The 23,545-nt window shown below is 71.1% G+C and carries 19 protein-coding genes; 11 read left to right on the top strand and 8 right to left on the bottom strand.

The window, feature by feature from the left end; all coding sequences use genetic code 11:
* Positions 1-43: 43 nt before the first annotated feature.
* The 4 genes from KV205_RS18675 (at position 44) to mshC (ending at position 3,658) form a co-directional block, all read left to right on the top strand.
* The gene (locus KV205_RS18675) at positions 44-733 is read left to right on the top strand and encodes a histidine phosphatase family protein (RefSeq protein ID WP_265865541.1); all 690 of its coding nucleotides are present in this window, start codon (positions 44-46) and stop codon (positions 731-733) included.
* A gap of 125 nt (positions 734-858) precedes the next feature.
* On the top strand, positions 859-1,449 hold the full coding sequence (locus KV205_RS18670) for a DUF3090 domain-containing protein (RefSeq protein ID WP_265865540.1): 591 nt from the start codon (positions 859-861) through the stop codon (positions 1,447-1,449).
* The gene (locus KV205_RS18665; protein WP_374214692.1) at positions 1,413-2,249 is read left to right on the top strand and encodes an SCO1664 family protein; all 837 of its coding nucleotides are present in this window, start codon (positions 1,413-1,415) and stop codon (positions 2,247-2,249) included. Before KV205_RS18670 ends, KV205_RS18665 begins: the two co-directional genes overlap by 37 nt.
* 179 nt (positions 2,250-2,428) lie before the next feature.
* The gene (mshC, locus tag KV205_RS18660; RefSeq protein ID WP_265865538.1) at positions 2,429-3,658 is read left to right on the top strand and encodes a cysteine--1-D-myo-inosityl 2-amino-2-deoxy-alpha-D-glucopyranoside ligase; all 1,230 of its coding nucleotides are present in this window, start codon (positions 2,429-2,431) and stop codon (positions 3,656-3,658) included.
* Positions 3,659-3,705: 47 nt separating this feature from the next.
* Here the strand turns inward: mshC and KV205_RS18655 are convergent, their stop codons facing one another.
* The 5 genes from KV205_RS18655 to KV205_RS18635 form a co-directional block, all read right to left on the bottom strand.
* Positions 3,706-4,761: a PAC2 family protein gene (locus tag KV205_RS18655; protein WP_265865537.1), complete on the bottom strand. Its 1,056-nt coding sequence runs from the start codon at positions 4,759-4,761 to the stop codon at positions 3,706-3,708.
* Positions 4,762-4,935: 174 nt separating this feature from the next.
* Positions 4,936-6,540 carry a glycerol-3-phosphate dehydrogenase/oxidase gene (locus tag KV205_RS18650; protein WP_265865536.1) on the bottom strand — a complete coding sequence of 535 codons (1,605 nt, stop codon included), beginning with the start codon at positions 6,538-6,540 and terminating at the stop codon, positions 4,936-4,938.
* Positions 6,541-6,556: 16 nt separating this feature from the next.
* A complete protein-coding gene (glpK, locus tag KV205_RS18645; protein WP_265865535.1) occupies positions 6,557-8,086 on the bottom strand; it encodes a glycerol kinase GlpK in 1,530 nt (509 codons plus the stop codon).
* A 35-nt stretch (positions 8,087-8,121) separates the two neighbouring features.
* Positions 8,122-8,880 (bottom strand): MIP/aquaporin family protein, encoded by a 759-nt coding sequence (locus KV205_RS18640; RefSeq protein ID WP_265865534.1) that lies wholly within the window; start codon positions 8,878-8,880, stop codon positions 8,122-8,124.
* Between the two features lie 276 nt (positions 8,881-9,156).
* The gene (locus KV205_RS18635; RefSeq protein WP_265865533.1) at positions 9,157-9,921 is read right to left on the bottom strand and encodes an IclR family transcriptional regulator; all 765 of its coding nucleotides are present in this window, start codon (positions 9,919-9,921) and stop codon (positions 9,157-9,159) included.
* A gap of 243 nt (positions 9,922-10,164) precedes the next feature.
* Here KV205_RS18635 and metH point away from each other — a divergent pair, with 243 nt between their 5' ends.
* The 4 genes from metH (at position 10,165) to KV205_RS18615 (ending at position 18,238) form a co-directional block, all read left to right on the top strand.
* Positions 10,165-13,683: a methionine synthase gene (gene metH / locus KV205_RS18630; RefSeq protein ID WP_265865532.1), complete on the top strand. Its 3,519-nt coding sequence runs from the start codon at positions 10,165-10,167 to the stop codon at positions 13,681-13,683.
* A gap of 130 nt (positions 13,684-13,813) precedes the next feature.
* Positions 13,814-14,533, top strand: coding sequence for an HAD family phosphatase (locus KV205_RS18625; protein ID WP_265865531.1), 720 nt, complete (start codon positions 13,814-13,816; stop codon positions 14,531-14,533).
* 469 nt (positions 14,534-15,002) lie between these two features.
* Positions 15,003-16,592 carry an ABC transporter substrate-binding protein gene (locus KV205_RS18620; protein ID WP_265865530.1) on the top strand — a complete coding sequence of 530 codons (1,590 nt, stop codon included), beginning with the start codon at positions 15,003-15,005 and terminating at the stop codon, positions 16,590-16,592.
* Positions 16,593-16,660: 68 nt separating this feature from the next.
* On the top strand, positions 16,661-18,238 hold the full coding sequence (locus KV205_RS18615; protein WP_265865529.1) for an ABC transporter substrate-binding protein: 1,578 nt from the start codon (positions 16,661-16,663) through the stop codon (positions 18,236-18,238).
* 124 nt (positions 18,239-18,362) lie between these two features.
* On the opposite strand, the gene KV205_RS18610 is transcribed toward KV205_RS18615, so the two are convergent.
* A complete protein-coding gene (locus KV205_RS18610) occupies positions 18,363-19,034 on the bottom strand; it encodes a response regulator transcription factor (protein ID WP_265865528.1) in 672 nt (223 codons plus the stop codon).
* Between the two features lie 50 nt (positions 19,035-19,084).
* Positions 19,085-19,957 (bottom strand): PD-(D/E)XK nuclease family protein, encoded by an 873-nt coding sequence (locus KV205_RS18605; RefSeq protein ID WP_265865527.1) that lies wholly within the window; start codon positions 19,955-19,957, stop codon positions 19,085-19,087.
* A 184-nt stretch (positions 19,958-20,141) separates the two neighbouring features.
* Between KV205_RS18605 and KV205_RS18600 the strand changes: the two genes are divergently transcribed.
* The 3 genes from KV205_RS18600 (at position 20,142) to KV205_RS18590 (ending at position 23,153) form a co-directional block, all read left to right on the top strand.
* Positions 20,142-21,332 carry a site-2 protease family protein gene (locus KV205_RS18600; RefSeq protein ID WP_374214687.1) on the top strand — a complete coding sequence of 397 codons (1,191 nt, stop codon included), beginning with the start codon at positions 20,142-20,144 and terminating at the stop codon, positions 21,330-21,332.
* Between the two features lie 152 nt (positions 21,333-21,484).
* Positions 21,485-22,372 (top strand): tRNA (adenine-N1)-methyltransferase, encoded by an 888-nt coding sequence (locus tag KV205_RS18595; protein WP_265865525.1) that lies wholly within the window; start codon positions 21,485-21,487, stop codon positions 22,370-22,372.
* 217 nt (positions 22,373-22,589) lie between these two features.
* Entirely contained in the window at positions 22,590-23,153 is a 564-nt protein-coding gene (locus tag KV205_RS18590; RefSeq protein WP_265865524.1) for a hypothetical protein, read from the top strand.
* Between the two features lie 78 nt (positions 23,154-23,231).
* Here the strand turns inward: KV205_RS18590 and KV205_RS18585 are convergent, their stop codons facing one another.
* Positions 23,232-23,543 (bottom strand): ferredoxin, encoded by a 312-nt coding sequence (locus KV205_RS18585; RefSeq protein WP_265865523.1) that lies wholly within the window; start codon positions 23,541-23,543, stop codon positions 23,232-23,234.
* Positions 23,544-23,545 lie beyond the last annotated feature (2 nt).

The following is a 23,545-nucleotide window of genomic DNA, read 5'->3' as shown; positions in this document are numbered from 1 at the left end:
CGCCCGTCCCCACGCGCGCGTGCGGACGCCTACGCTGGCCCCCATGGCCACCCTGATCCTCGTACGGCACGGACGCTCCACCGCCAACACCTCCGGAGTGCTCGCCGGGCGCACGCCCGGGATCGCGCTCGACGAGCGGGGCGCCGCGCAGGCCGCCGCGCTGCCCGGGCGGCTCGCCGGAGTGCCGCTCGCCGCCGTCGTCTCCAGCCCGCTCCAGCGCTGCCGGGAGACCGTGCGCCCGCTGCTCGACGCCCGTCCCGGAGTGCCGCTGCACACCGAGGAGCGGATCAGCGAGTGCGACTACGGCGACTGGTCCGGCCGCAAGCTCGCCGAGCTGATGGACGAGCCGCTGATGCAGGTGGTCCAGGGGCACGCCTCGGCCGCCGCCTTCCCCGGCGGCGAGTCCCTGCGCGCCATGCAGGCCCGCGCCGTGGACGCGGTGCGCGACTGGAACGCCCGGATCGAGGAGGAGCACGGCGAGGACGCGGTCTTCGCGATGTGCTCCCACGGCGACATCATCAAGGCGATCGTCGCCGACGCCCTCGGCCTCCACCTCGACCTCTTCCAGCGCATCCAGGTCGACCCCTGCTCGGTCACCGCGATCCGCTACACCCGGCTCCGGCCCTTTCTGCTCCGCCTCGGCGACACCGGCGACCTGTCCGGCCTCGCCCCGCGCGAGACCCCGGCCGCCGAGGGGGCGGCGGAGGTCGGGGGCGGTGCGGGCGCACCGTGATCCATCCGCGCAGTAGGGTGGACGCGCCGCGGTAGCCCGCTGCGCGCGACCGCCGACGGCAGCGGCACCGCCCACGGCCCGCGGCACCACAGCCGAGACAGTCGAGACCCGAGGGAGTCAGGAACGTGTCCCGTCAGGTGTTCCTCTACGACCCGCCGGAGCGGTTCGTGGCCGGCACGGTCGGGCTGCCTGGCCGCCGTACGTTCTTCCTGCAGGCGTCCGCGGCCGGTCGCGTCACCAGCGTCGCCCTGGAGAAGTCACAGGTCGCGGCCCTCGCCGAGCGGATCGACGAACTGCTCGACGAGGTGGTGCGCCGCACCGGAGGCAACGCCCCGGTGCCGGCCGTCGCCCCCGCCGACATCGCGGACACCGCCCCGCTGGACACCCCCGTAGAGGAGGAGTTCCGGGTCGGCACCATGGCGCTCGCCTGGGACGGCGAGGAACAGCGCATGATCGTCGAGGCGCAGGCGCTCGTCGAACTCGACGCGGACTCCGAGGAGGACCTCGCCGAGGCCGAGGAGCGGCTGCTCCAGGACGAGGAGAACGGCCCGCCGATGCTGCGGGTCCGGCTCACCGGCGCGCAGGCCCGGGCCTTCGCCAAGCGCGCCCTCGACGTGGTCAACGCCGGCCGGCCGCCGTGCCCGCTGTGCAGCCTCCCGCTCGACCCCGAGGGCCATGTCTGCCCCCGCCAGAACGGATACCGTCGCGGCGCATGAGCGGCCAGGGGACCCCGACCACCATCGAACTGCTCACCGCGGGGGAGCTGACCGTCGTCGGCCGGGTCCGCGAGGCGTCCAACGCGGTGCTGTTCTGCTCCGTCGCGTACGAGGGCGAGCGGGCCGACTGCGTCTACAAGCCGGTCGCGGGGGAGCGCCCGCTGTGGGACTTCCCGGACGGCACCCTCGCCCAGCGCGAGGTGGCCGCCTTCGAGCTGTCCGAGGCGACCGGCTGGGGCCTGGTCCCGCCGACCGTGCTCCGTGACGGGCCGTACGGCGAGGGCATGGTCCAGCTGTGGGTGGAGCCGGACCCGGCGGCGCAGCTGCTCGCCCTGGTCGAGGACGACGAGGCGGGCGAAGGGTGGAAGGCCGTCGGGCCCGCCCAGATCGCCGAGGACCGCACCGCGCTGCTCGTGCACGCCGACACCCCCGAGCTGCGCCGGCTGGCCGTCCTGGACGCGGTCATCAACAACGGCGACCGCAAGGGCGGGCATCTGCTGCCCGCGCCGGACGGGCGTCTGTACGGGATCGACCACGGCGTCTCGTTCCACGTCGAGGACAAGCTGCGCACCCTGCTGTGGGGCTGGGCGGGCGAGGACCTGACGGACGAGGCCGTGACGGTCCTCACCCGTCTGTACGCGCTCCTGGCGCCCGGCACTCCGCTGGCGGAACGGCTCGGCGCGCTGCTGACCGCGGCCGAGGTGGCCGCCCTGCGGGAGCGGGTGGCGGTGCTGCGCGGGACCGGGAGGCATCCCGAACCCTCGGGGCAGTGGCCGGCCATTCCCTGGCCCCCGGTGTAGCCGACCAGCCACTTCACCCGGTGGCCGATGCTTTTCGGTCAACCTTTCCAGGACATGGGACACCCCCCGGGGGTATGTCTCGCCATGCATGGAAGCCGGCCTGCGCGCAAGACCGCCTCCTCGGCCAAGATCCTGGATGCGGTTCGTATCCGGAACACCTGTCCGGTTACGCTCAGGACATGCATGCCTGGCCCGCTTCTGAGGTCCCCGCCCTGCCCGGCAAGGGCCGCGACCTCCGGATTCACGACACCGCGACCGGTGGACGAGTGACCCTCGCCCCCGGCCCCGTCGCCCGCATCTACGTCTGCGGCATCACGCCGTACGACGCGACCCACATGGGTCACGCGGCGACCTACAACGCGTTCGACCTCGTTCAGCGCGTGTGGCTCGACACCAAGCGGCAGGTCCACTACGTCCAGAACGTCACCGACGTGGACGATCCCCTCCTGGAGCGGGCGCTCCGCGACGGCATCGACTGGGTCGGCCTCGCCGAGCGCGAGACCGCCCTGTTCCGCGAGGACATGACCGCCCTGCGGATGCTGCCCCCGCAGCACTACATCGGCGCGGTCGAGGCGATACCGGGCATCGTCCCGCTGGTCGAGCGGCTGCGGGACTCCGGTGCCGCCTACGAGCTCGACGGCGACATCTACTTCTCCGTCGAGGCCGACCCGCACTTCGGCCAGGTGTCGAACTACGACACCGAGCTGATGCGCCATCTGTCCGCCGAGCGCGGCGGCGACCCGGACCGCCCGGGCAAGAAGAACCCGCTCGACCCGATGCTGTGGATGGCCGCCCGCGAGGGCGAGCCCAGCTGGGACGGCGGCAGCCTCGGCCCCGGCCGCCCCGGCTGGCACATCGAGTGCGTCGCCATCGCCCTCGACCACCTCGGCATGGGCTTCGACGTCCAGGGCGGCGGCTCCGACCTGATCTTCCCGCACCACGAGATGGGCGCCTCCCACGCCCAGACCCTCACCGGCGAGTTCCCCATGGCCAAGGCCTACGTGCACGCCGGCATGGTCGCCCTCGACGGCGAGAAGATGTCCAAGTCCAAGGGCAACCTGGTCTTCGTCTCCACCCTCCGCAAGGAGGGCGTCGACCCGGCCGCCATCCGGCTCGCCCTGCTCTCCCACCACTACCGGGCCGACTGGGAGTGGACCGACCAGGTCCTCCAGGACGCCGAGGCCCGCCTGGGCCGCTGGCGCGCCGCCGTCTCGCGCCCCGACGGCCCGTCCGCCGACGCGCTCGTCGAGGAGATCCGCGAGGCGCTCGCCGACGACCTGGACGCCCCGGCCGCGCTCACCGCGGTCGACCGCTGGGCCGCCCGCCAGGAGGCCGACGGCGGCACCGAGGAGTCCGCCCCCGGTCTCGTCTCCCGCGCCGTCGACGCCCTCCTCGGCGTCGCGCTGTAGAAAGCGGTACGGGAGGGGCGGCCGCGCCACCCCTCCCGTACCCGAGATCACTCCTGCGAGTCCCCGGGGGACTCCTCCTCGCCGGCGGACTCCCCGCCGCCCTCGTCCTGCGGCGGCTCCGGGCCCGTGCCCGGGTCCGTGCCCGGGACCGCCTCAGGCCCCGGCTGCTGGGGCTTCGGCGGGCGGGTCCGGCCGCTCGGGGCGTCCCGGAGGTACGAGGTGTCCCCGCCCTCCGTCGCCACGCCCTGGCCCGGCCCCTGACCGGGCTCGCGGCGGCGCAGATAGCGCTCGAACTCGCGGGCGATGGCCTCGCCGGAGGCCTCCGGGAGCTCCGCCGTGTCCCGCGCCTCCTCCAGGGTCTGCACGTACTCGGCGACCTCGCTGTCCTCGGCGGCCAGCTGGTCCACGCCCACCTGCCAGGCCCGCGCGTCCTCGGGCAGCTCGCCCAGCGGGATGCGCAGACCGAGCAGGTCCTCCAGACGGTTGAGCAGCGCGAGCGTCGCCTTCGGGTTCGGCGGCTGCGACACGTAGTGCGGCACCGCCGCCCACAGGCTCACCGCCGGCACTCCGGCGTGCGTGCAGGCCTCCTGGAGGATGCCGACGATGCCGGTCGGACCCTCGTAGCGGGTCTCCTCCAGGTCCATCGTGCGCGCCAGGTCCGGGTCGGACGTGACCCCGCTGACCGGCACCGGACGGGTGTGCGGGGTGTCGCCGAGCAGCGCGCCCAGGATCACCACCATCTCCACGCCCAGTTCGTGCGCGAAGCCGAGCAGTTCGTTGCAGAACGAACGCCAGCGCATCGACGGCTCGATGCCGCGCACCAGGACCAGGTCCCGGGGCTTCTCGCCGCCGATCCGGACCACGGAGAGCCGGGTCGTCGGCCAGGTGATCTTCCGGACGCCGCCGTCCAGCCACACCGTGGGACGGTTGACCTGGAAGTCGTAGTAGTCCTCGGCGTCGAGCGCCGCGAAGACCTCGCCCTTCCACTCCCGGTCCAGATGGGCGACCGCGGCTGAGGCGGCGTCACCGGCGTCGTTCCACCCCTCGAACGCGGCCACCATGACCGGGTCGATCAGCTCGGGAACCCCCTCGAGCTCGATCACCCAGCGCCTCCTTCGTCGAAGTTCCTGTCGTACGGACCAACCCTATGCCTTCCGGACGTCTCGTCGGCCTTGATCGACTACCCAGGAACCGGTCTCCGCACACGGGGCACGCGCGTAAGGGGCGGCCTCCATAGGAGACCGCCCCTTACACCGCCCCGGACAAGGTCCGGCGCTCTACTTGCGCAGCATGTCCTCGACCTTGCCGCGGATCTCGTCGTTCGCGAGGCCGCGGATGGTCAGCGTGGTACGGCGGCGCAGCACGTCGTCCGCGGTCTCGGCCCACTCGTGGTCGCGGGCGTAGGCGACCTGCGCCCAGATCTCCGGGGCGTCGGGGTGGACGCGCTCGGCGAGCTCCGGGTTCTCGTTCGCCATGCGGGCGATGTCGAAGGCCAGCGAGCCGTAGTGGGTGGCCAGGTGCTTGGCGGTGTCGGCGGACATCCGCGGGCCGGGCGCCGGGCCGTCCACGAGCAGCCGGTGGGCCACCGCGTTCGGGTTGGCTATGCCGGGCAGCGGCAGCCGCTTCGGCAGCGTGGAGACCGACTCGTAGTCCTCGCCGAGCGGGTGGCCCGGCAGCGCCTCCAGCTTCTTCATGATGGTGCGGCCGATGTGCCGGAAGGTGGTCCACTTGCCGCCGGCCACCGACAGCATGCCGCCGCGGCCCTCGGTGACCACCGTCTCGCGCTTGGCCTTCGAGGTGTCGCCGGGACCGCCCGGCAGCACCCGCAGACCCGCGAAGGCGTAGGTGATCAGGGAGCGGTCGAGCTGCTGGTCGCGGATGGAGAAGGCGGCCTCGTCCAGGATCTGGGCGATGTCCTTGTCGTTGACCGCGACCTCGCCCGGGTCGCCCTCGTACTCCTCGTCGGTGGTGCCGAGCAGGAGCATGTCCTCCCAGGGGAGGGCGAAGGTGATCCGGTACTTGTCGATCGGGGTGGCGAGCGCGGCCTTCCAGGGGGAGGTGCGCTTGAGCACCAGGTGCGCGCCCTTGGAGAGCCGGATGGAGGGCGCCGCGTTCGGGTCCTCCATCTTGCGCAGGTGGTCGACCCACGGGCCGGTGGCGTTGAGCACCAGGCGGGCGTCGACGCCGAACTCCTCGCCGGACATCCGGTCGCGGAGCTCGGCGCCGGTGACCCGGCCCCGGGTGAAGCGCAGACCGGTGACCTCGGCGTGGTTGAGGACGACCGCGCCGGCGTCGACGGCGGCGCGCACCGTCATCAGGGCCATGCGCGAGTCGTTCATCTGGTCGTCGCCGTAGACGGCGACCGCCTTGAGGTTGTCGGTGCGCAGCTCCGGCACGTCCTGGGCGGCCTTGGCGGGGCTGAGCAGGTGGCCGACGCCGTCGCCGAACGCGGACAGCGCGCTGTAGGCGAAGACACCGGCGCCGAGCTTGGCCGCGCCGTGCGGGCCGCCCTTGTAGACGGGCAGGTAGAAGGTGAGCGGGTTGGACAGGTGGGGGGCCACCTGCCGGGAGACCGCGCGCCGCTCGAAGTGGTTCTCGGCGACGAGCTTGACCGCGCCGGTCTGCAGGTAGCGCAGACCGCCGTGGAGGAGCTTGGAGGAGGCGGAGGAGGTGGCGCCGGCGAAGTCGCCGGCGTCCACCAGGGCCACCCGCAGCCCGGACTGCGCGGCGTGCCAGGCGGTGGAGATGCCCAGGATGCCGCCGCCGATCACCAGGAGGTCGTACGTCGCCTTGGACAGCTGCTCCCTGGTCTCGGCGCGGGTCGGAAGGGAACCGGCAGCCGGGTGCGACCCCAGGGAGGGGAGGCTCTGCAGGGTGGTCATCGCGAATTGCTCCTCGTCAGTTCTCTTCTGCTTCGATCCAGCCCATGGAGCGCTCTACGGCCTTGAGCCAGTTCTTGTACTCGCTGTCGCGCTTGTCGGCGTCCATGCGAGGGGTCCATTCGGCGGCCCGGCGCCAGTTGGCGCGCAGGGCGTCGGTGTCCGGCCAGAAGCCGACGGCCAGACCGGCGGCGTAGGCGGCGCCGAGGCAGGTGGTCTCGGCGACCATCGGGCGCACCACGGGGGCGTCCAGGAAGTCCGAGAGGGTCTGCATCAGCAGGTTGTTGGAGGTCATGCCGCCGTCGACCTTGAGGGCGGTCAGCTCGACGCCCGAGTCCTTGGTCATGGCGTCGGTGATCTCGCGGGTCTGCCAGGCGGTGGCCTCCAGGACGGCACGGGCGATGTGCGCCTTGGTGACGTAGCGGGTGAGGCCGGCGATGACACCGCGGGCGTCGGAGCGCCAGTACGGGGCGAAGAGCCCGGAGAAGGCCGGGACGAAGTAGGCGCCGCCGTTGTCCTCGACGGAGGAGGCGAGGGTCTCGATCTCGGCCGCGGACTTGATCAGGCCCATCTGGTCGCGCATCCACTGGACGAGCGAGCCGGTGACGGCGATGGAGCCCTCCAGGGCGTAGACCGGCTTCTGGTCGCCGATCTGGTAGCCGACGGTGGTCAGCAGGCCGCTGTAGGAGTTGATGATCTTGTCGCCGGTGTTCATCAGCATGAACGTTCCGGTGCCGTACGTGGACTTGGCCTCGCCCTCGGCGAAACAGGTCTGGCCGAACAGGGCGGCCTGCTGGTCGCCCAGCGCGGAGGCGACCGGGACGCCGTCGAGGACGCCGCCCTTGACCGTGCCGTACACCTCGGCGGAGGAGCGGATCTCCGGCAGAACTGCGGCCGGGATCTCCACGGACTGCAGGATCTTGTCGTCCCAGGCCATGGTGTGCAGGTTCATCAGGAGGGTGCGCGAGGCGTTGGTGACGTCGGTGACGTGCACGCCGCCCTCGGTGCCGCCGGTCAGGTTCCAGATGACCCAGGAGTCCATGGTGCCGAAGAGGATGTCGCCGCGCTCGGCGCGCTCGCGCAGGCCCTCGACGTTGTCGAGCAGCCAGCGGACCTTGGGGCCGGAGAAGTACGAGGCGAGGGGCAGGCCGGTCTCGCGGCGGAAGCGGTCCTGGCCGACGTTGCGGCCGAGCTCCTTGCACAGGGCGTCGGTGCGGGTGTCCTGCCACACGAGCGCGTTGTGCACCGGCTCACCGGTGTTCCTGTCCCACAGCAGGGTGGTCTCGCGCTGGTTGGTGATGCCGATCGCCTTGACGTCGGCGGCCGTGATCCCGGCCTTGGCGATGGCGCCGGCGACGACCTCCTGGACGTTGGTCCAGATCTCGGTGGCGTCGTGCTCGACCCAGCCCGGCTTCGGGAAGATCTGCTCGTGCTCCTTCTGGTCGACGGAGACGATGCGTCCGTCCTTGTCGAAGACGATGCAGCGCGACGAGGTGGTGCCCTGGTCGATGGCGGCGATGAACGGGCCGGCGGTGTGGGCGTCGGTCACGGTGTACTCCAAGGGAAGTCTGGAAGAAGGACGGCTCAGGCGAACGCGATGTTGTAGATACCCGCGGCGATGGCGCCACCGATCAGCGGACCGGCGACCGGGATCCAGGCGTAGCTCCAGTCGGAGCCGCCCTTGTTCGGCAGCGGGAGGAGGGCGTGCACGATGCGGGGACCGAGGTCGCGGGCCGGGTTGATGGCGTAGCCGGTCGGGCCGCCGAGCGAGAGGCCGATGGACACCACGACGAAGGCGGTGATCAGGGCGCCGATGACGCCGAGGCCCTTGCCGCTGTCGTTGAGGCCCTGGGTGAGCACGGCGAGCACGAGCACCACGGTGCCGATGATCTCGGTGGCCAGGTTCTGCCAGGTGTTACGGATCTCCGGACCGGTGGAGAAGATGCCGAGCACCGGGCCGGGGCCCTCGACCGGCTTCTCGCCGACCGTCTCGGGGTCGGTGAGGTGCGACTGGAACTGTCCGTAGTAGGCGATCCAGACCAGCGCCGCGCCGATCATGGCGCCGAGCATCTGACCGGCGATGTACACCGGCACGTTGCTCCAGTCGCCGTCCTTGATCGCTATGCCGATCGTGACCGCGGGGTTCAGATGGGCGCCGGAGAGGGAAGCGGTCATGTAGACCGCCGTCATGACGGCGAAGCCCCACCCGAAAGTGATCGCGAGCCAGCCCGCGTTGCGGGCCTTCGAGTTCTTGAGCGTCACGGCGGCGCAGACACCGCCGCCGAGCAGGATGAGTACGGCGGTACCGATGGTCTCGCCGATGAAGATGTCGGAGCTGGACACCCGCGACTCCTTTGTCCTTCGTCCAGGGGAAGGCGAACCACGGGTGACTCCGGTGGTTCGCGCCCTCAGGTGAGGGCGTTGCCGGCCCTTGGCACTGTCACACCTTAGCGCGTATTGCCGGTAGCTGTTCGACAATGCCGACCGATGAACGGAAGTTTTGCGCCACGGTTAACAGCGCGTCAAGGGTCGCGGGAACGAAAAACCCGCCGATAACGCGATCGTTACCGACGGGTTCAGGGGTGCCCGGACGCTGCCCGTCCCGGGGGCGCCGGAAGGTCAGAAGCGGCCCGCCCCCAGGTCGCGGGAGACCGCGCGGGCGCAGTCCCGCACCGCGGCCACCAGCTCCGAGCGGAGCTCCCCGCCCGCACAGACCCGCTCCACGGCACCGGTGATGGCCACCGCGCCCACCGGCATCCGGCGCCGGTCGTGGATCGGCGCCGCCACCGAGGCCACGCCCTCCCAGGTCTCCTCCACGTCGGCCGCCCAGCCGCGCGCCCGGGTCATGTCGAGCAGCGACTCGAAGTCCGTCAGCTCCGTGACCGTACGGGGCGTGAACGGCTCCCGCTCGACCTCCACGGCCTCGGTGTGCGCCACCGGGTCGTAGGCCGACAGCACCTTGCCCAGGGCCGTGGAGTGCAGCGGCTGCATCGCCCCCACCTCCAGGACCTGCCGGCTGTCGTCCGGCCGGAAGACATGGTGGACGATCAGCACGCCGCTCTGGTGGAGCACGCCCAGATGGACGCTCTCGCCGCTGGACCGGGCCAGGTCGTCCGTCCACACCAGCGCCCGCGCGCGCAGTTCGTGCACGTCCAGATAGCTGTTGCCCAGGCGCAGCAGCTCCGCGCCCAGCTGGTAGCGCCCCGAGGCCGGGTCCTGCTCCACGAAGCCCTCGGCCTGGAGGGTGCGCAGGATGCCGTGCGCCGTTCCCTTGGCGAGTCCGAGGGAGGAGGCGATGTCGGACAGGCCGAGCCGGCGCTCGCCGCCCGCGAGCAGTCGCAGCATCGCCGCCGCCCGTTCAAGCGACTGGATGTTCTTCGCCATCGCCCGGCCTTTCTCCTCACATGCTGTTCGACAATGCTGAACACTATCGGTCGATGCCGACCTTGTGTCACACAAGACAGTGTCGGACAAGAACGGGCCGGACCGGGAGTCCCCGGACACAGGATGCCGTCCACCTGCCGGAACCCCATGTCCACCCCGGCCCCTGCATGGTTACTCTGGGCCCGTGCACCCTCTGCCGAGGGCGCAAAGCCGACAGCCGTCGCATCCCAGGGAGCCCCATCCATGGCCTCGTCGCCGACCCCTTCCACCGCATCCGCGACCGCCGCCCAGCGGGCCGACGCCCTCCGCGAGGCACTCGCCTCCCGGGTCGTCGTCTCCGACGGCGCGATGGGCACCATGCTCCAGGCCCAGGACCCCTCCTTGGAGGACTTCCAGAACCTGGAGGGCTGCAACGAGATCCTGAACGTCTCCCGCCCGGACATCGTCCGCTCGGTCCACGACGCCTATCTCGCGGTCGGCACCGACTGCGTCGGCACCAACACCTTCAACTGCAACTTCTCCGCGCTCGGCGAGTACGACATCGCCCACCGCATCCAGGAGCTCTCCGAGGCCGGCGCCCGGATCGCCCGCGAGGTCGCCGACGACTACACCGAGCGGACCGGACAGCAGCGCTGGGTGCTCGGCTCCATGGGCCCCGGCACCAAGCTGCCGACCCTCGGCCACGTCGAGTACGCGACCATCCGCGACGCCTACCAGCAGAACGCCGAGGGCCTCCTCGCCGGCGGCGCCGACGCGCTGATCGTGGAGACCACCCAGGACCTCCTGCAGACCAAGGCCGCGATCATCGCGGCCCACCGCGCCATGGAGATCGCCGGCTACACCGTCCCGCTCATCACCTCGGTGACGGTGGAGACGACGGGCACGATGCTGCTCGGGTCGGAGATCGGTGCGGCGCTGACGGCGCTTGAGCCGCTGGGCATCGACATGATCGGCATGAACTGCGCCACCGGCCCCGCCGAGATGAGCGAGCACCTGCGCTACCTCGCCCGGCACGCCGGCATCGCGCTGTCCTGCATGCCGAACGCGGGTCTGCCGGTGCTGACGAAGGACGGCGCGCACTACCCGCTGTCGCCGGCGGAGCTGGCCGACGCCCACGAGACCTTCGTGGCCGAGTACGGGCTGTCGCTGGTCGGCGGCTGCTGCGGTACGACGCCGGAGCACCTGCGGCAGGTCGTGGAGCGGGTGCGTGGGGTCGTCCCGCCGGCGCGGGTGGCGCACCCGGAGCCGGGCGCCGCGTCGCTGTACCAGACGGTGCCGTTCCGCCAGGACACCTCCTACCTCGCCATCGGTGAGCGGACGAACGCCAACGGTTCGAAGAAGTTCCGCGAGGCCATGCTGGAGGGCCGCTGGGACGACTGCGTGGAGATGGCGCGCGACCAGATCCGCGAGGGCGCGCACATGCTCGACCTGTGCGTGGACTACGTGGGCCGTGACGGTGTCGCGGACATGAAGGAGCTCGCGGGCCGGTTCGCCACCGCCTCCACCCTGCCGATCGTGTTGGACTCCACCGAGGTGGATGTCATCGAGGCGGGTCTGGAGAAGCTGGGTGGCCGGGCGGTCATCAACTCGGTCAACTACGAGGACGGCGACGGGCCGGAGTCCCGTTTCGTCAAGGTCACGCGCCTTGCGAAGCAGCACGGTGCGGCGCTGATCGCGCTGACGATCGACGAGAAGGGGCAGGCCCGGACGGTCGAGGACAAGGTCGCGATCGCCGAGCGGATCATCGACGATCTGACCGGGAACTGGGGCATCCTCGAGTCGGACATCCTGATCGACACCCTGACGTTCACGATCTGCACGGGTCAGGAGGAGTCCCGCAAGGACGGTGTGGCGACGATCGAGGCGATCCGCGAGCTGAAGCGCCGCCACCCGGACGTCCAGACCACCCTCGGTCTGTCCAACATCTCCTTCGGCCTGAATCCGGCGGCCCGGATCCTGCTGAACTCCGTCTTCCTGGACGAGTGTGTGAAGGCGGGTCTGGACTCGGCGATCGTGCACGCGTCGAAGATCCTGCCGATCGCCCGTTTCGACGACGAGCAGGTCACCACCGCCCTCGATCTGATCTACGACCGGCGCAGCGAGGGCTATGACCCGCTGCAGAAGCTGATGGCCCTCTTCGAGGGCGCGACGGCGAAGTCGCTGAAGGCCGGCAAGGCGGAGGAGCTGGCCGCGCTGCCGCTGGAGGAGCGGCTGAAGCGGCGGATCATCGACGGTGAGAAGAACGGCCTGGAGGCCGACCTCGACGAGGCGCTGACCACCACGCCGGCCCTGGACATCGTCAACAACACGCTCCTGGACGGGATGAAGGTCGTCGGTGAGCTGTTCGGCTCGGGCCAGATGCAGCTGCCGTTCGTGCTGCAGTCCGCCGAGGTCATGAAGACCGCGGTGGCCCATCTGGAGCCGCACATGGAGAAGTCCGACGCGGAGGGCAAGGGCACCATCGTCCTCGCGACCGTCCGCGGCGACGTCCACGACATCGGCAAGAACCTGGTCGACATCATCCTGTCGAACAACGGCTACAACGTGGTCAACCTGGGCATCAAGCAGCCCGTCTCCGCGATCCTGGAGGCCGCCGAGGAGCACTCCGCCGACGTCATCGGCATGTCCGGTCTCCTGGTCAAGTCGACCGTGATCATGAAGGAGAACCTGGAGGAGCTCAACCAGCGCGAGCTGGCGGCCAAGTACCCGGTGATCCTCGGCGGCGCCGCCCTCACCCGCGCCTACGTCGAGCAGGACCTCCACGAGATCTACCAGGGCGAGGTCCGCTACGCCCGCGACGCCTTCGAGGGCCTGCGCCTGATGGACGCCCTCGTCGCCGTCAAGCGCGGTGTCCCCGGAGCCGTACTGCCCGAGCTGAAGCAGCGCCGGGTCGCCACGAGCTCCGCCACCCTCCAGGTCGACGAGCCGGAGCCCGGCGGCCGTTCCGACGTCGCCACCGACAACCCCGTACCCACCCCGCCGTTCTGGGGCACCCGCGTCGTCAAGGGCATCCCGCTGAAGGACTACGCCTCCTGGCTCGACGAGGGCGCGCTCTTCAAGGGCCAGTGGGGCCTGAAGCAGAACCGGGCCGGCGACGGGCCCTCGTACGAGGAGCTGGTGGAGACCGACGGCCGGCCGCGGCTGCGCGGCTGGCTGGAGCGGCTCCACACGGAGAACCTGCTCGAAGCGGCCGTCGTCCACGGCTACTTCCCCTGCGTCTCCAAGGGCGACGACCTGATCATCCTCGACGAGGCCGGGAACGAGCGGACCCGCTTCACCTTCCCGCGTCAGCGGCGCGGCCGCCGACTGTGCCTGGCGGACTTCTTCCGCCCGGAGGAGTCCGGCGAGACCGACGTCGTCGGCCTCCAGGTCGTCACCGTCGGCTCGAAGATCGGCGAGGCCACGGCCAAGCTCTTCGCCTCCGACTCCTACCGCGACTACCTCGAACTGCACGGCCTGTCCGTGCAGCTGGCGGAGGCCCTCGCCGAGTACTGGCACGCGCGCGTGCGCGCCGAGCTCGGCTTCGGCGGCGAGGACCCGGCCGACGTGAAGGACATGTTCGACCTCAAGTACCGCGGCGCGCGCTTCTCGCTCGGCTACGGCGCCTGCCCCGACCTGGAGGACCGGGCGAAGATCGCCGAGCTCCTGGAGCCGGAGCGGATCGGCGTCCACCTCTCCGAGGAGTTCCAGCTGCACCCCGAGCAGTCCACCGACGCCATCGTCATCCATCACCCGGAGGCGAAGTACTTCAACGCTCGGTAATCGGGACAGGAGTAAATCCCTGCGTTCGATGTGAACCGGACGTACACTGGTCGGTCCAGTGCAGGCCGGTCGCCACCCCCGTACCGGGGAGGGTGACCGGCCTCTTCGTCCCTCCGTGGAGGTGTGCCGGATGACCAGTACGGTCCCCGCGTCCTTGTCCCGTGCCAACGGCAGCTCCGCGCTGCAGGCGGTCTTCCTCGACATGGACGGCACCCTCGTCGACACCGAGGGCTTCTGGTGGGACGCGGAGGTGGAGGTCTTCGCGGACCTCGGGCACCGGCTCGACGAGTCCTGGCGGGACATCGTGGTCGGCGGTCCCATGACCCGCAGCGCCGGCTATCTGATCGAGGCCACCGGGGCCGACATCACCCTGGCCGAGCTCACCGTGCTGCTCAACGAGAAGTTCGAGCAGCGCATCGACCGCGGTGTGCCGCTGATGCCGGGCGCCGACCGGCTGCTCACCGAGCTGGCCCGGCACAACATCCCCACCGCCCTGGTCTCCGCCTCGCACCGGCGGATCATCGACCGGGTGCTCGGCTCGCTCGGCCGCGACCGCTTCGCGCTGACCGTCGCGGGCGACGAGGTGGCCCGTACCAAGCCGCACCCGGAGCCGTATCTGACCGCCGCCCGCGGGGTGGGCGCGGACCCCCTGCTGTGCGCCGTCGTCGAGGACACCGCGACCGGAGTCGCGGCCGCCGAGGCGGCCGGCTGCCGGGTCGTCGCCGTGCCCTCCGTCGCCCCCATCGCGCCCTCCGCGGGCCGGGTCGTGGTGCGCTCCCTGGAAGAGGTCGACGTGCCCTTCCTGCGCACCCTGATCACCTCCCGGAGCGCCGCGCCGCACGGGATCTGAGCGGGATCCGAGCCACCCCGCTTCGCGTCCGGAAACGAACAGGCCATCCGCCGGAAAGAACCCTGCGTGAGCTTCGTCACGCAGAGTGCCGACCGGCGGGTGGCCTGTCTGCGTGCGGTGTCCGGAAACCGGCGGTTACACCCCGCTCTTGTGTCCCGATTCGCCCAGCCGCGTACGAATCATTCCCCTGCATGACTATCGAACGCACCGTATTCATGATCGCCCCCGGGTGACGGCCGCGATTGCTTCCGTCCAGTAACCCCGGCGCCGCCCACTACGCTTTCGCGAGTACTCCGCCGCACCCCACCGCGTGCCCCGGCGCCCACCCAAGTCGCCGCGTCCACAGGCCCGATCGCACCCCCATCCCGGCCCGATCGCCACCGCCCCGACCGGGCGGCCGACGGAGTGCCCGAAAGCCGCTGTACCACTGCCGGCCGACACCCCGTGCCGGATGAGGAGAACGTCCCAGATGAACCGCAAGACCCTGGTGCTGCCCGCCGTGGCCGCCCTGCTCACCCCCCTGCTCGCCGGCTGCGGCGGAGGGGACGACAGCAGAGCCATCGTCGTCGGCACCACGGACCGGTTCGAAGCCACCGAGGACGCCCCCGCCCCGCTCGACCCGGCCTTCGCCTACGACACCGGCGCCTGGAACATCCTGCGGCAGACCCTTCAGACCCTGATGCACGTCCCGCGCGGCGGCGGTGCGCCGGTCCCCGAGGCCGCCCAGAGCTGCGGCTTCTCCGACAAGGAGAGCGAGAGCTACCGCTGCAAGCTGCGCGAGGGCCTCACCTTCGCCGACGGCACCCCGGTCACCGCCGCGGACGTCAAGTTCTCCGTCGAGCGCGTGCTCGCCATCAAGTCCGACAACGGCACGGCCGCCCTGCTCTCCAACATCGACACCGTGGAGACCCGGGGCGAGCTCGAGGTGATCTTCCACCTCAAGACGCCCGACGCCACCTTCCCGTACAAGCTCTCCACCCCCGTCGCCGGCATCCTCAGCAAGGCCAAGTACGACGGCAAGGCGCTGCGCGCCGGCTTCGACGTGGACGGCTCCGGCCCGTACACCCTGAAGACCGAGGTCTCCGGCGACGCGGTGACCAAATTCGTCTTCACCAAGAACCCGAAGTACCAGGGCGACATCACCCTGCGCAACGACAAGGTCGAACTGCGCTCCTTCGCCGACGCCGCCGCCATGGACAAGGCGCTGCGCGCCGACGACATCGACATGGCCGCCCGCGCCATGTCGCAGCCCCAGATCAAGGACCTCACCGAGAAGCCCCAGGAGGGCATCAACCTCACCGAGGTCCCCGGCCTGGAGATCCGCTACCTCGGCTTCAACACCAAGGCCCCGGCCGTCAAGGAGAAGGCCGTCCGGCAGGCCATGGCCTCCGTCGTCGACCGCGGCAAGCTGATCGAGCAGGTCTACGGCCCCACCGCCCAGCCGCTGTACTCGCTGATCCCCTCCAGCGTCACCGGCCACGCCACCTCGTTCATCGACACCTACGGCGAGCCCGACGCGGCCAAGGCGGCCAAGCTGCTGCGCGACGCCGGCGTGAAGACGCCCGTCCCGGTCACCCTCAACTACACCACCGACCACTACGGCAGCGAGACGGCCGAGGAGTTCGAGGCGCTCGGCGCCCAGCTCAACGCCTCCAAGCTGTTCGACGCCAAGATCAAGGGCACCGAGTGGTCCAAGTTCCGCCCGGCGCAGAAGCGCGGCGACTACGCCGTCTACGGCCTCGGCTGGTTCCCCGACTACCCGGACCCGGACAACTACATCGCGCCGTTCCTGGACAGCGACAACTTCCTCAACACCCCCTACGTCAACCAGTCCGTCCGTGACCGGCTGATCCCGCAGTCGCGCCGCCAGGCCGACCGCACCGCCGCGACCCCGGTCTTCGAGCAGATCCAGAAGATCGTCGCCAAGGACGTCCCGGTGCTGCCGCTGTGGCAGGGCAAGCAGTACGTCGCCGCCCGCGACGACGTCACCGGCGTCGAATGGGCGCTGAACACCTCCTCCGACCTGCTCCTGTGGGAGCTCGGCCGCGGCACCGCCTGACCCCTTCGTTGTACCGGCCGCGCACTGCCCGCGCGGCCGGCCTGGCAAGAGATCAAGAGGCAAGTTCTGTGAAGGCACACAACAAGTGGCTGACCGCCCCGCTCGCCGCGGGCCTGGCCGCGACCCTGCTCAGCGGCTGCGGCACCGAACAGGGCGAAGGCTCCGGTAACGCCGGACCGACCGTCCGGGTCGGCATGTCCGACGAGATCGTCGCGACCGACCCGGCCGGCGGCTACGACCCCGGTTCCTGGCTGCTGTTCAACAACGTCTTCCAGTCCCTGCTCGCCTTCCCCAAGGGCGGCTCCGAGCCCGAGCCCGACGCCGCCGACAAGTGCGCCTTCTCCGGCGGCAGCAAGGTCTACACCTGCACCCTCCGCGAGGGCCTGAAGTTCTCCAACGGCAACCCGCTCACGTCGGAGGACGTCAAGTTCTCCTTCGAGCGCGCCCTGAAGATCGCCGACCCCAACGGCCCGGCCCCGCTGCTCTCCTCGATCGACTCCATCGAGGCCCCCGACGCGAAGACCGTCGTCTTCCGCCTGAAGGTCGCCGACGCCACCTTCCCCAGCAAGATCGCCTCGGGCGCCGGCTCCATCGTCGACCACCGCGAGTACGCCGCCGACGCCCTGCGCACCGACGGCAAGGCGGCCGGCTCCGGCCCGTACAAGCTCGACTCCTTCAGCGACACCGAGGCCGTCTTCACCGCCAACAACAGCTACCAGGGCAACGCCAAGCGCAAGAACGGCGGCGTCACCCTGAAGCTCTACCGCGGCGACCGCGAGGCCCTCGGCAAGGCCCTCTCCGCCGGCGACATCGACGTCGCCTACCGAGGCCTCGCCGCCGACGACATCGCCGCCCTGGAGAACCGCACCGACGCCAAGGGCATCCAGGTCGTCCAGGGCTCCAGCGCCGAGGTCCAGCACCTGGTCTTCAACGTCAAGGACCCGGTCGCCGGCAAGCTCGGCGTCCGCAAGGCCATCGCCCACCTCGTCGACCGCGAGGCGCTCGTCGAGAACGTCTACAAGTCGACCGCGACGCCGCTGTACTCCATCGTCCCGGCCGGCATCGCCGGCCACGCCACCTCGTTCTTCGACACCTACGGCGACCCCGACACCGCCAAGGCGAAGGAGGCGCTGCGCAAGGACGGCGTCAGCGGCAAGGTCAAGCTCACCCTCTGGTCCACCCCGAACCGCTTCGGGCCCTCGACCGACCAGATGATGGAGGCCATAGCCGGCCAGCTCAACGCCAGCGGCCTGTTCGAGGCCAAGGTCCAGTCGGTGCCCTACGAGCAGTACGAGAAGGACATCGACGCCGGCAAGTACGGCGTGTACGTCCGCGGCTGGGTCCCCGACTACCCGGACGCCGACAACTTCACCTCGCCGTTCTTCGGCGACGACAACGTCCTCGGCAACCGCTACAAGAACGCCCTGATCACCGGCGAGCTGCTGCCGGCCGTCGCCGCCTCGCCCGACCGGTCCCAGACCGGCTCCACCTACAACAAGGTCCAGGACCTCGTCGCCGACGAGCTCCCGCTCCTTCCGCTGTGGCAGGGCAAGCAGTACGCCGTCGCCCGCGAGGGCGTCACCGGCCTCGAATGGACCCTGGACGCCTCCACCGTCTTCCGCTTCTGGGAGATCAAGAAGGGCTGACCAGGCCTCCGGTACGGATCAGGCCTCCGGTACGGATCAGGCCTCCGGTACGGCGAAGGGCCCGGCGTGCGACGCGCGCGCCGGGCCCTTCCGCGTACCGCCTCGGGGGAGGCGGACGGCGCGGTCACTGCGCGCCGGGACGCACCAGACCGCTCTCGTACGCGTACACCGCGGCCTGCACCCGGTCGCGCAGGCCCAGCTTGGTCAGCACATGCCCGACATGGGTCTTCACCGTCGTCTCGCTGACGAACAGATCCGCCGCGATCTCCGCGTTCGACAGCCCGCGCGCCACCAGCTTCAGCACCTCGACCTCGCGGTCGGTCAGCGTGTTCAGCGTGTCCGGCACCTGCTCCTCGCCCGAGGGCAGATGCGCCGAGTACTTGTCGAGCAGCCGCCGGGTGATCGACGGCGCCAGCATCGCCTCGCCCGCCGCCACCACCCGGATCGCCTGCACCAGCTCGGTCGCCGGCGCGTCCTTCAGGAGGAAGCCGCTCGCCCCCGCCTTCAGCGCCTCCACCACGTACTCGTCGAGGTCGAAGGTGGTCAGCACAAGGACCTTCGCCGGGCCGTCCCGGCCCGGGCCGGTGATCTGCCGGGTCGCCTCCACCCCGTCCATCCGCGGCATCCGGATGTCCATCAGCACCACATCGGGCTGCAACGCCCGCACCTGGTCGAGAGCCTGGAGACCGTCCCCGGCCTCACCCACCACCGCGATGTCCTGCTCGGCCTCCAGGATCATCCGGAAACCGGTGCGCAGCAGGGGCTGGTCGTCGACCAGTAGGACGCGGATAGCCACGGACAACTCCTTCACGGGGTGGGCTGGACCTGATCCATTCTGCCCTGGGTCTACGCGCCGGACTCCGGCGGGCGCGCGGGCACCAGCGGCAGCGGATACACCGGGGGAGTGCCGCCGAACTCCGGGCACACCGCCTGGTGATCGCACCAGCCGCACAGCTTCGTCGGCCGGGGCCGCCAGTCGCCCGACTCCGTCGCCAGCCGGATCGCCTCCCACAGCGCGTGCAGCTTGCGCTCCACCCGCAGCAGATCGGCCTCCACCGGGTCGTACGTCAGCACGTCACCGCTGCCCAGATACACCAGCTGCAGCCGGCGCGGCACCACGTTCTTCAGCCGCCAGACCACCAGCGCGTAGAACTTCATCTGGAACAGCGCGCCCTCGCTGTACTCGGGGCGGGGCGCCTTGCCCGTCTTGTAGTCGACGATCCGCACCTCGCCCGTCGGCGCCACGTCCACCCGGTCGATCACCCCGCGCAGCCGCAGCCCCGAGGCCAGCTCCGTCTCCACGAAAAGCTCGCGCTCGGCCGGCTCCAGACGCGTCGGATCCTCAAGCGTGAACCACCGCTCGACCAGCGACTCCGCCTCCGTCAGCCACTGCGCGAGCCGCTCGCCCTCCGCGTCCCCCTCGAACAGCTCGCCCAACTCAGGGCGCGAGGCCAGCAGCCGGTCCCACTGCCCCGGCACCAGCGCCTTCGCACGCGGCGCCGTCCGCTCCACCGCCGGCGCGTCGAACAGCCGCTCAAGCACCGCGTGCACCAGCGTCCCCCGGGTCGCCGCCGCACTCGGCTTCTCCGGCAGCCGGTCGATCACCCGGAACCGGTAGAGCAGGGGGCACTGCATGAAGTCGCTCGCCCGCGACGGCGACAACGACATGGGGGCCCGGGCCTCCACCGCCGCCACGGGCGGCTGCTCGCTCGTACTCATGACACAGACCCTACGGCCCGCCACTGACAGCGAGCGCCGCTCCGACCGCTCCCACCCCGATCACGTCGCCCCTGATCCCGTCCACAGGCGCGCGCGGAATACCATCGACGCAGGACCCGTCGCACTGCATGATCGAACCGTGACCCAGTGCGCGGGCCCGACGGCCCGGCGACGAAAGGAACCCGTGAACCAGGACGAGTCCAAGCCGCAGCGGACCGAGGAGCCGGGCGGCGGCATCCTGATGGGCCGCCCCTTCGGCGTGCCCGTCTACGTCGCACCCAGCTGGTTCCTGGTCGCCGCCCTCATCACCTGGGTCTTCGGCGACCAGATCGAACGCGTCCTGCCCGAACTCGGCGCCGCCCGCTATCTGGTCTCCCTGTTCTTCGCCATCGCCTTCTACGCCTCCGTGCTCGTCCACGAACTGGCGCACACCCTCGCCGCGCTCCGCTTCAAGCTCCCCGTGCGCCGCATCCAGCTCCAGTTCTTCGGCGGCGTCTCCGAGATCGACAAGGAGACCGAGACCCCCGGCCGCGAATTCGTCCTCGCCTTCGTCGGCCCGCTGCTCTCCCTCGTCCTCGCCGGCGTCTTCTACGCCAGCCTGTACGCCGTCGAGCCCGGCACCGTCCCCGCCGTCCTGCTCGGCGGACTGATGATCTCCAACCTGATCGTCGCGATCTTCAACCTGCTGCCCGGCCTGCCCCTCGACGGCGGCCGGATGTTCCGCGCCGTCGTCTGGAAGCTCACCGGCAACCCGATGACCGGCACCGTCGCCGCCGCCTGGGTCGGCCGCGCGCTCGCCGTCACCGTCCTCATCGGACTGCCCCTGCTCACCCGCACCGGCCTCCTCGGCAACTCCACCGACGACATCAGCGGCTTCACCACCGTCACCGACGCCCTGCTCGCCGCGATCCTCGCCGCCATCATCTGGACCGGCGCCGGCAACAGCCTGCGCATGGCCCGGCTCCGCGAACACCTCCCCGAGCTGCGCGCCCGCACCCTGACCCGCCGCGCCATCCCCGTCGAGACCGCCACCCCGCTCTCCGAGGCCCTGCGACGGGCCAACGAGGCCGGCGCCCGCGCCCTCGTCGTCGTCGACGGCCAGGGCGCCCCCACCGGCATCGTCCGCGAGACCGCCATCGCCTCCGTCCCCCAGCACCGCCGCCCCTGGGTCGCCGTCAGCGCCCTCGCCCAGGACCTCGCCGACGGCATGCGGGTCCCCGCCGACCTCGCCGGCCAGCCCCTCCTCGACCACCTCCGGGCGAGCCCCGCCACCGAGTACCTGGTCGTCGAGGAAGGCGGCGAGATCTACGGCGTGCTGTCCACCGCCGACGTGGAGCGGGCCTTCGTCAAGGCCATGGCACGACCCTCCTCGTAACACCGGTACACCCGCTTCCGAGCCGAAGGAGCGCGGCGGTGCCGAAAGGGAGAGCGCGCGGAGGCGGCGAGGAACGAGTCGCCGAGCACGGTCGACCGTCGGCAGCGACTTGAGCGCGCCGGAGGGGAGGAAGCGCTTGATAGGGTGCTCACATGTCCGAACCGACCGGTGCCGCCCGCCGTCGCGGGCCCTTCAAGGTCGGGGACCAGGTCCAGCTCACCGACCCCAAGGGACGCCACTACACGTTCACGCTCGAGGCCGGGAAGAACTTCCACACCCACAAGGGGTCCTTCCCGCACGACGAGCTGATCGGTGCTCCCGAGGGCAGTGTTGTCCGTACCACGGGAAACGTCGCCTACCTGGCGCTGCGCCCCCTGCTCCCCGACTACGTCCTGTCCATGCCCCGCGGCGCCGCCGTGGTCTACCCCAAGGACGCGGGGCAGATCCTGGCCTTCGCCGACATCTTCTCCGGCGCCCGCGTCGTTGAGGCGGGTGTGGGCTCCGGCTCGCTCAGCGCCTTCCTGCTGCGCGCCATCGGGGACAGCGGCATGCTGCACTCCTACGAGCGCCGCGAGGACTTCGCCGAGATCGCCAAGGGCAACGTCGAGCGCTACTTCGGCGGCCCGCACCCCGCGTGGCAGCTCACCGTGGGCGACCTCCAGGACAACCTGTCCGACACCGAGGTCGACCGCGTCATCCTCGACATGCTCGCCCCCTGGGAATGCCTGGAGGCCGTCTCCAAGGCCCTCGTCCCCGGCGGCATCCTGTGCTGCTACGTGGCCACCACCACGCAGCTCGCCCGCACCGTGGAGTCCATCCGCGAGTTCGGCTGCTACGCCGAGCCGCAGCCCTGGGAGTCCATGATCCGCAACTGGCACGTCGAGGGTCTGGCCGTGCGCCCCGACCACCGCATGATCGGCCACACCGGATTCCTGGTCACCGCCCGCCGGCTCGCCGACGGCGTGGAGCCCCCGATGCGCCGCCGCCGCCCCGCCAAGGGCGCCTACGGCGAGGACTACGAGGGCCCCAACAAGGGCTGACGCCCAGGGGCTGACGCCCAGGGGCTGACGCCCCCACAACGCGCGCGTGCCGCCGTCGAGTTCCCGCCCAAGGGCGCCGGAAACCGACGGCGGCACCTTCATGAGCGCCGTACGACCGGAGGGCCGCACCCCGCCTGTTCCGCCGCACTGTGACGTGTGGCACGATGCCGGTCACCGTACGAACTCCTTCCGCACCACCTCACAGGAGACGCCCCGCGTGCAGACCTCCGCCGTCCCGGACCTCGCGCACACCCACGCCCGGCCGGTGCACTGGCTGGCCACCGCCGCCGCCATGGCCGGAGTCGTCGCCCTCGCCGGACTGCTGCAGCCCGACCCGGCCGGAGCGACCGCCGCACCCCCCGCACCGCTGCCCGCCCCCGACGCCGCGACGGCCCACTACCCGCTCGCCTGCGGGGGAGCGCCCAGCACCGTCGCCCGCAAGGCCAGCGGCGACCTCGACGGCGACGGAAACCCGGAGACCGTCGCAGTCGTACACTGCGAAGCCGGCTCCGGCACACCGCCCAGCGGCATCTACGTCCTCACCCGCGGCAAGGGCGCCGGCGCCCCCGCCGCCCGCGTCGTGGCGACCCTGGTCGAACCCTCGCAGCTGAAGAACGTCGGCGACCTCGCCGTACGCGACGGGGCCGTCCACGCGACCCTGCTCGGCTACTCCTCCGCGGACGTCCCGAGCTGCTGCCCCGACGAACGCGAGCAGGTGAACTGGCGCTGGCGGGGCGGCGCCTTCGTCCGCAGCGCCCAGGACCCGGCCCGCGCCGTCTGACCGGCCGGACCACGCCGCCGGACCACGCGGCCGGACCCCCTCAGCAGCGGGGTCCGGTATCGCACGGTCACCCAGTGGTCACTCCGCGTCGGGTCCGTACACCTCGACGCCGTCCGCCGCCCGCCGCACATGAATGCAGTCGCCCGGGCACTCCTTCGCCGAGTCCACCACGTCCTGCAGCAGCGGCAGCGGCACCGGAGTCGTCGCCCCCGGCTCCTGGAGCAGCTCGTCGTCCGCGCTCTTCACATAAGCGAGCCCGTCGATGTCGAGCTCGAACACCTCGGGGGCGTACTGCGCGCAGATGCCGTCCCCGGTGCACAGGTCCTGATCGATCCAGACCTCCAGCGCCTCCCGGGCGCCCGTGGCCGGGGTCTCCTGCTGCACGGTCATGT

The sequence above is a fragment of the Streptomyces sp. SKN60 genome (genome assembly GCF_026236535.1).
Lineage (GTDB): Bacteria > Actinomycetota > Actinomycetes > Streptomycetales > Streptomycetaceae > Streptomyces.
This window is presented reverse-complemented; position numbering and strand designations above follow the sequence as displayed.

Excerpts from the sequence above, each read along its gene's own strand:
- KV205_RS18675 (WP_265865541.1), top strand. The coding sequence starts at position 44 with ATGGCCACCCTGATCCTCGTACGGCACGGACGCTCCACCGCCAACACC.
- mshC (WP_265865538.1), top strand. The coding sequence starts at position 2,429 with ATGCATGCCTGGCCCGCTTCTGAGGTCCCCGCCCTGCCCGGCAAGGGC.
- KV205_RS18650 (WP_265865536.1), bottom strand. The coding sequence starts at position 6,540 with ATGACCACCCTGCAGAGCCTCCCCTCCCTGGGGTCGCACCCGGCTGCC.
- KV205_RS18635 (WP_265865533.1), bottom strand. The coding sequence starts at position 9,921 with ATGGCGAAGAACATCCAGTCGCTTGAACGGGCGGCGGCGATGCTGCGA.
- metH (WP_265865532.1), top strand. The coding sequence starts at position 10,165 with ATGGCCTCGTCGCCGACCCCTTCCACCGCATCCGCGACCGCCGCCCAG.
- KV205_RS18625 (WP_265865531.1), top strand. The coding sequence starts at position 13,814 with ATGACCAGTACGGTCCCCGCGTCCTTGTCCCGTGCCAACGGCAGCTCC.
- KV205_RS18620 (WP_265865530.1), top strand. The coding sequence starts at position 15,003 with ATGAACCGCAAGACCCTGGTGCTGCCCGCCGTGGCCGCCCTGCTCACC.
- KV205_RS18605 (WP_265865527.1), bottom strand. The coding sequence starts at position 19,957 with ATGAGTACGAGCGAGCAGCCGCCCGTGGCGGCGGTGGAGGCCCGGGCC.
- KV205_RS18595 (WP_265865525.1), top strand. The coding sequence starts at position 21,485 with ATGTCCGAACCGACCGGTGCCGCCCGCCGTCGCGGGCCCTTCAAGGTC.
- KV205_RS18585 (WP_265865523.1), bottom strand. The coding sequence starts at position 23,543 with ATGACCGTGCAGCAGGAGACCCCGGCCACGGGCGCCCGGGAGGCGCTG.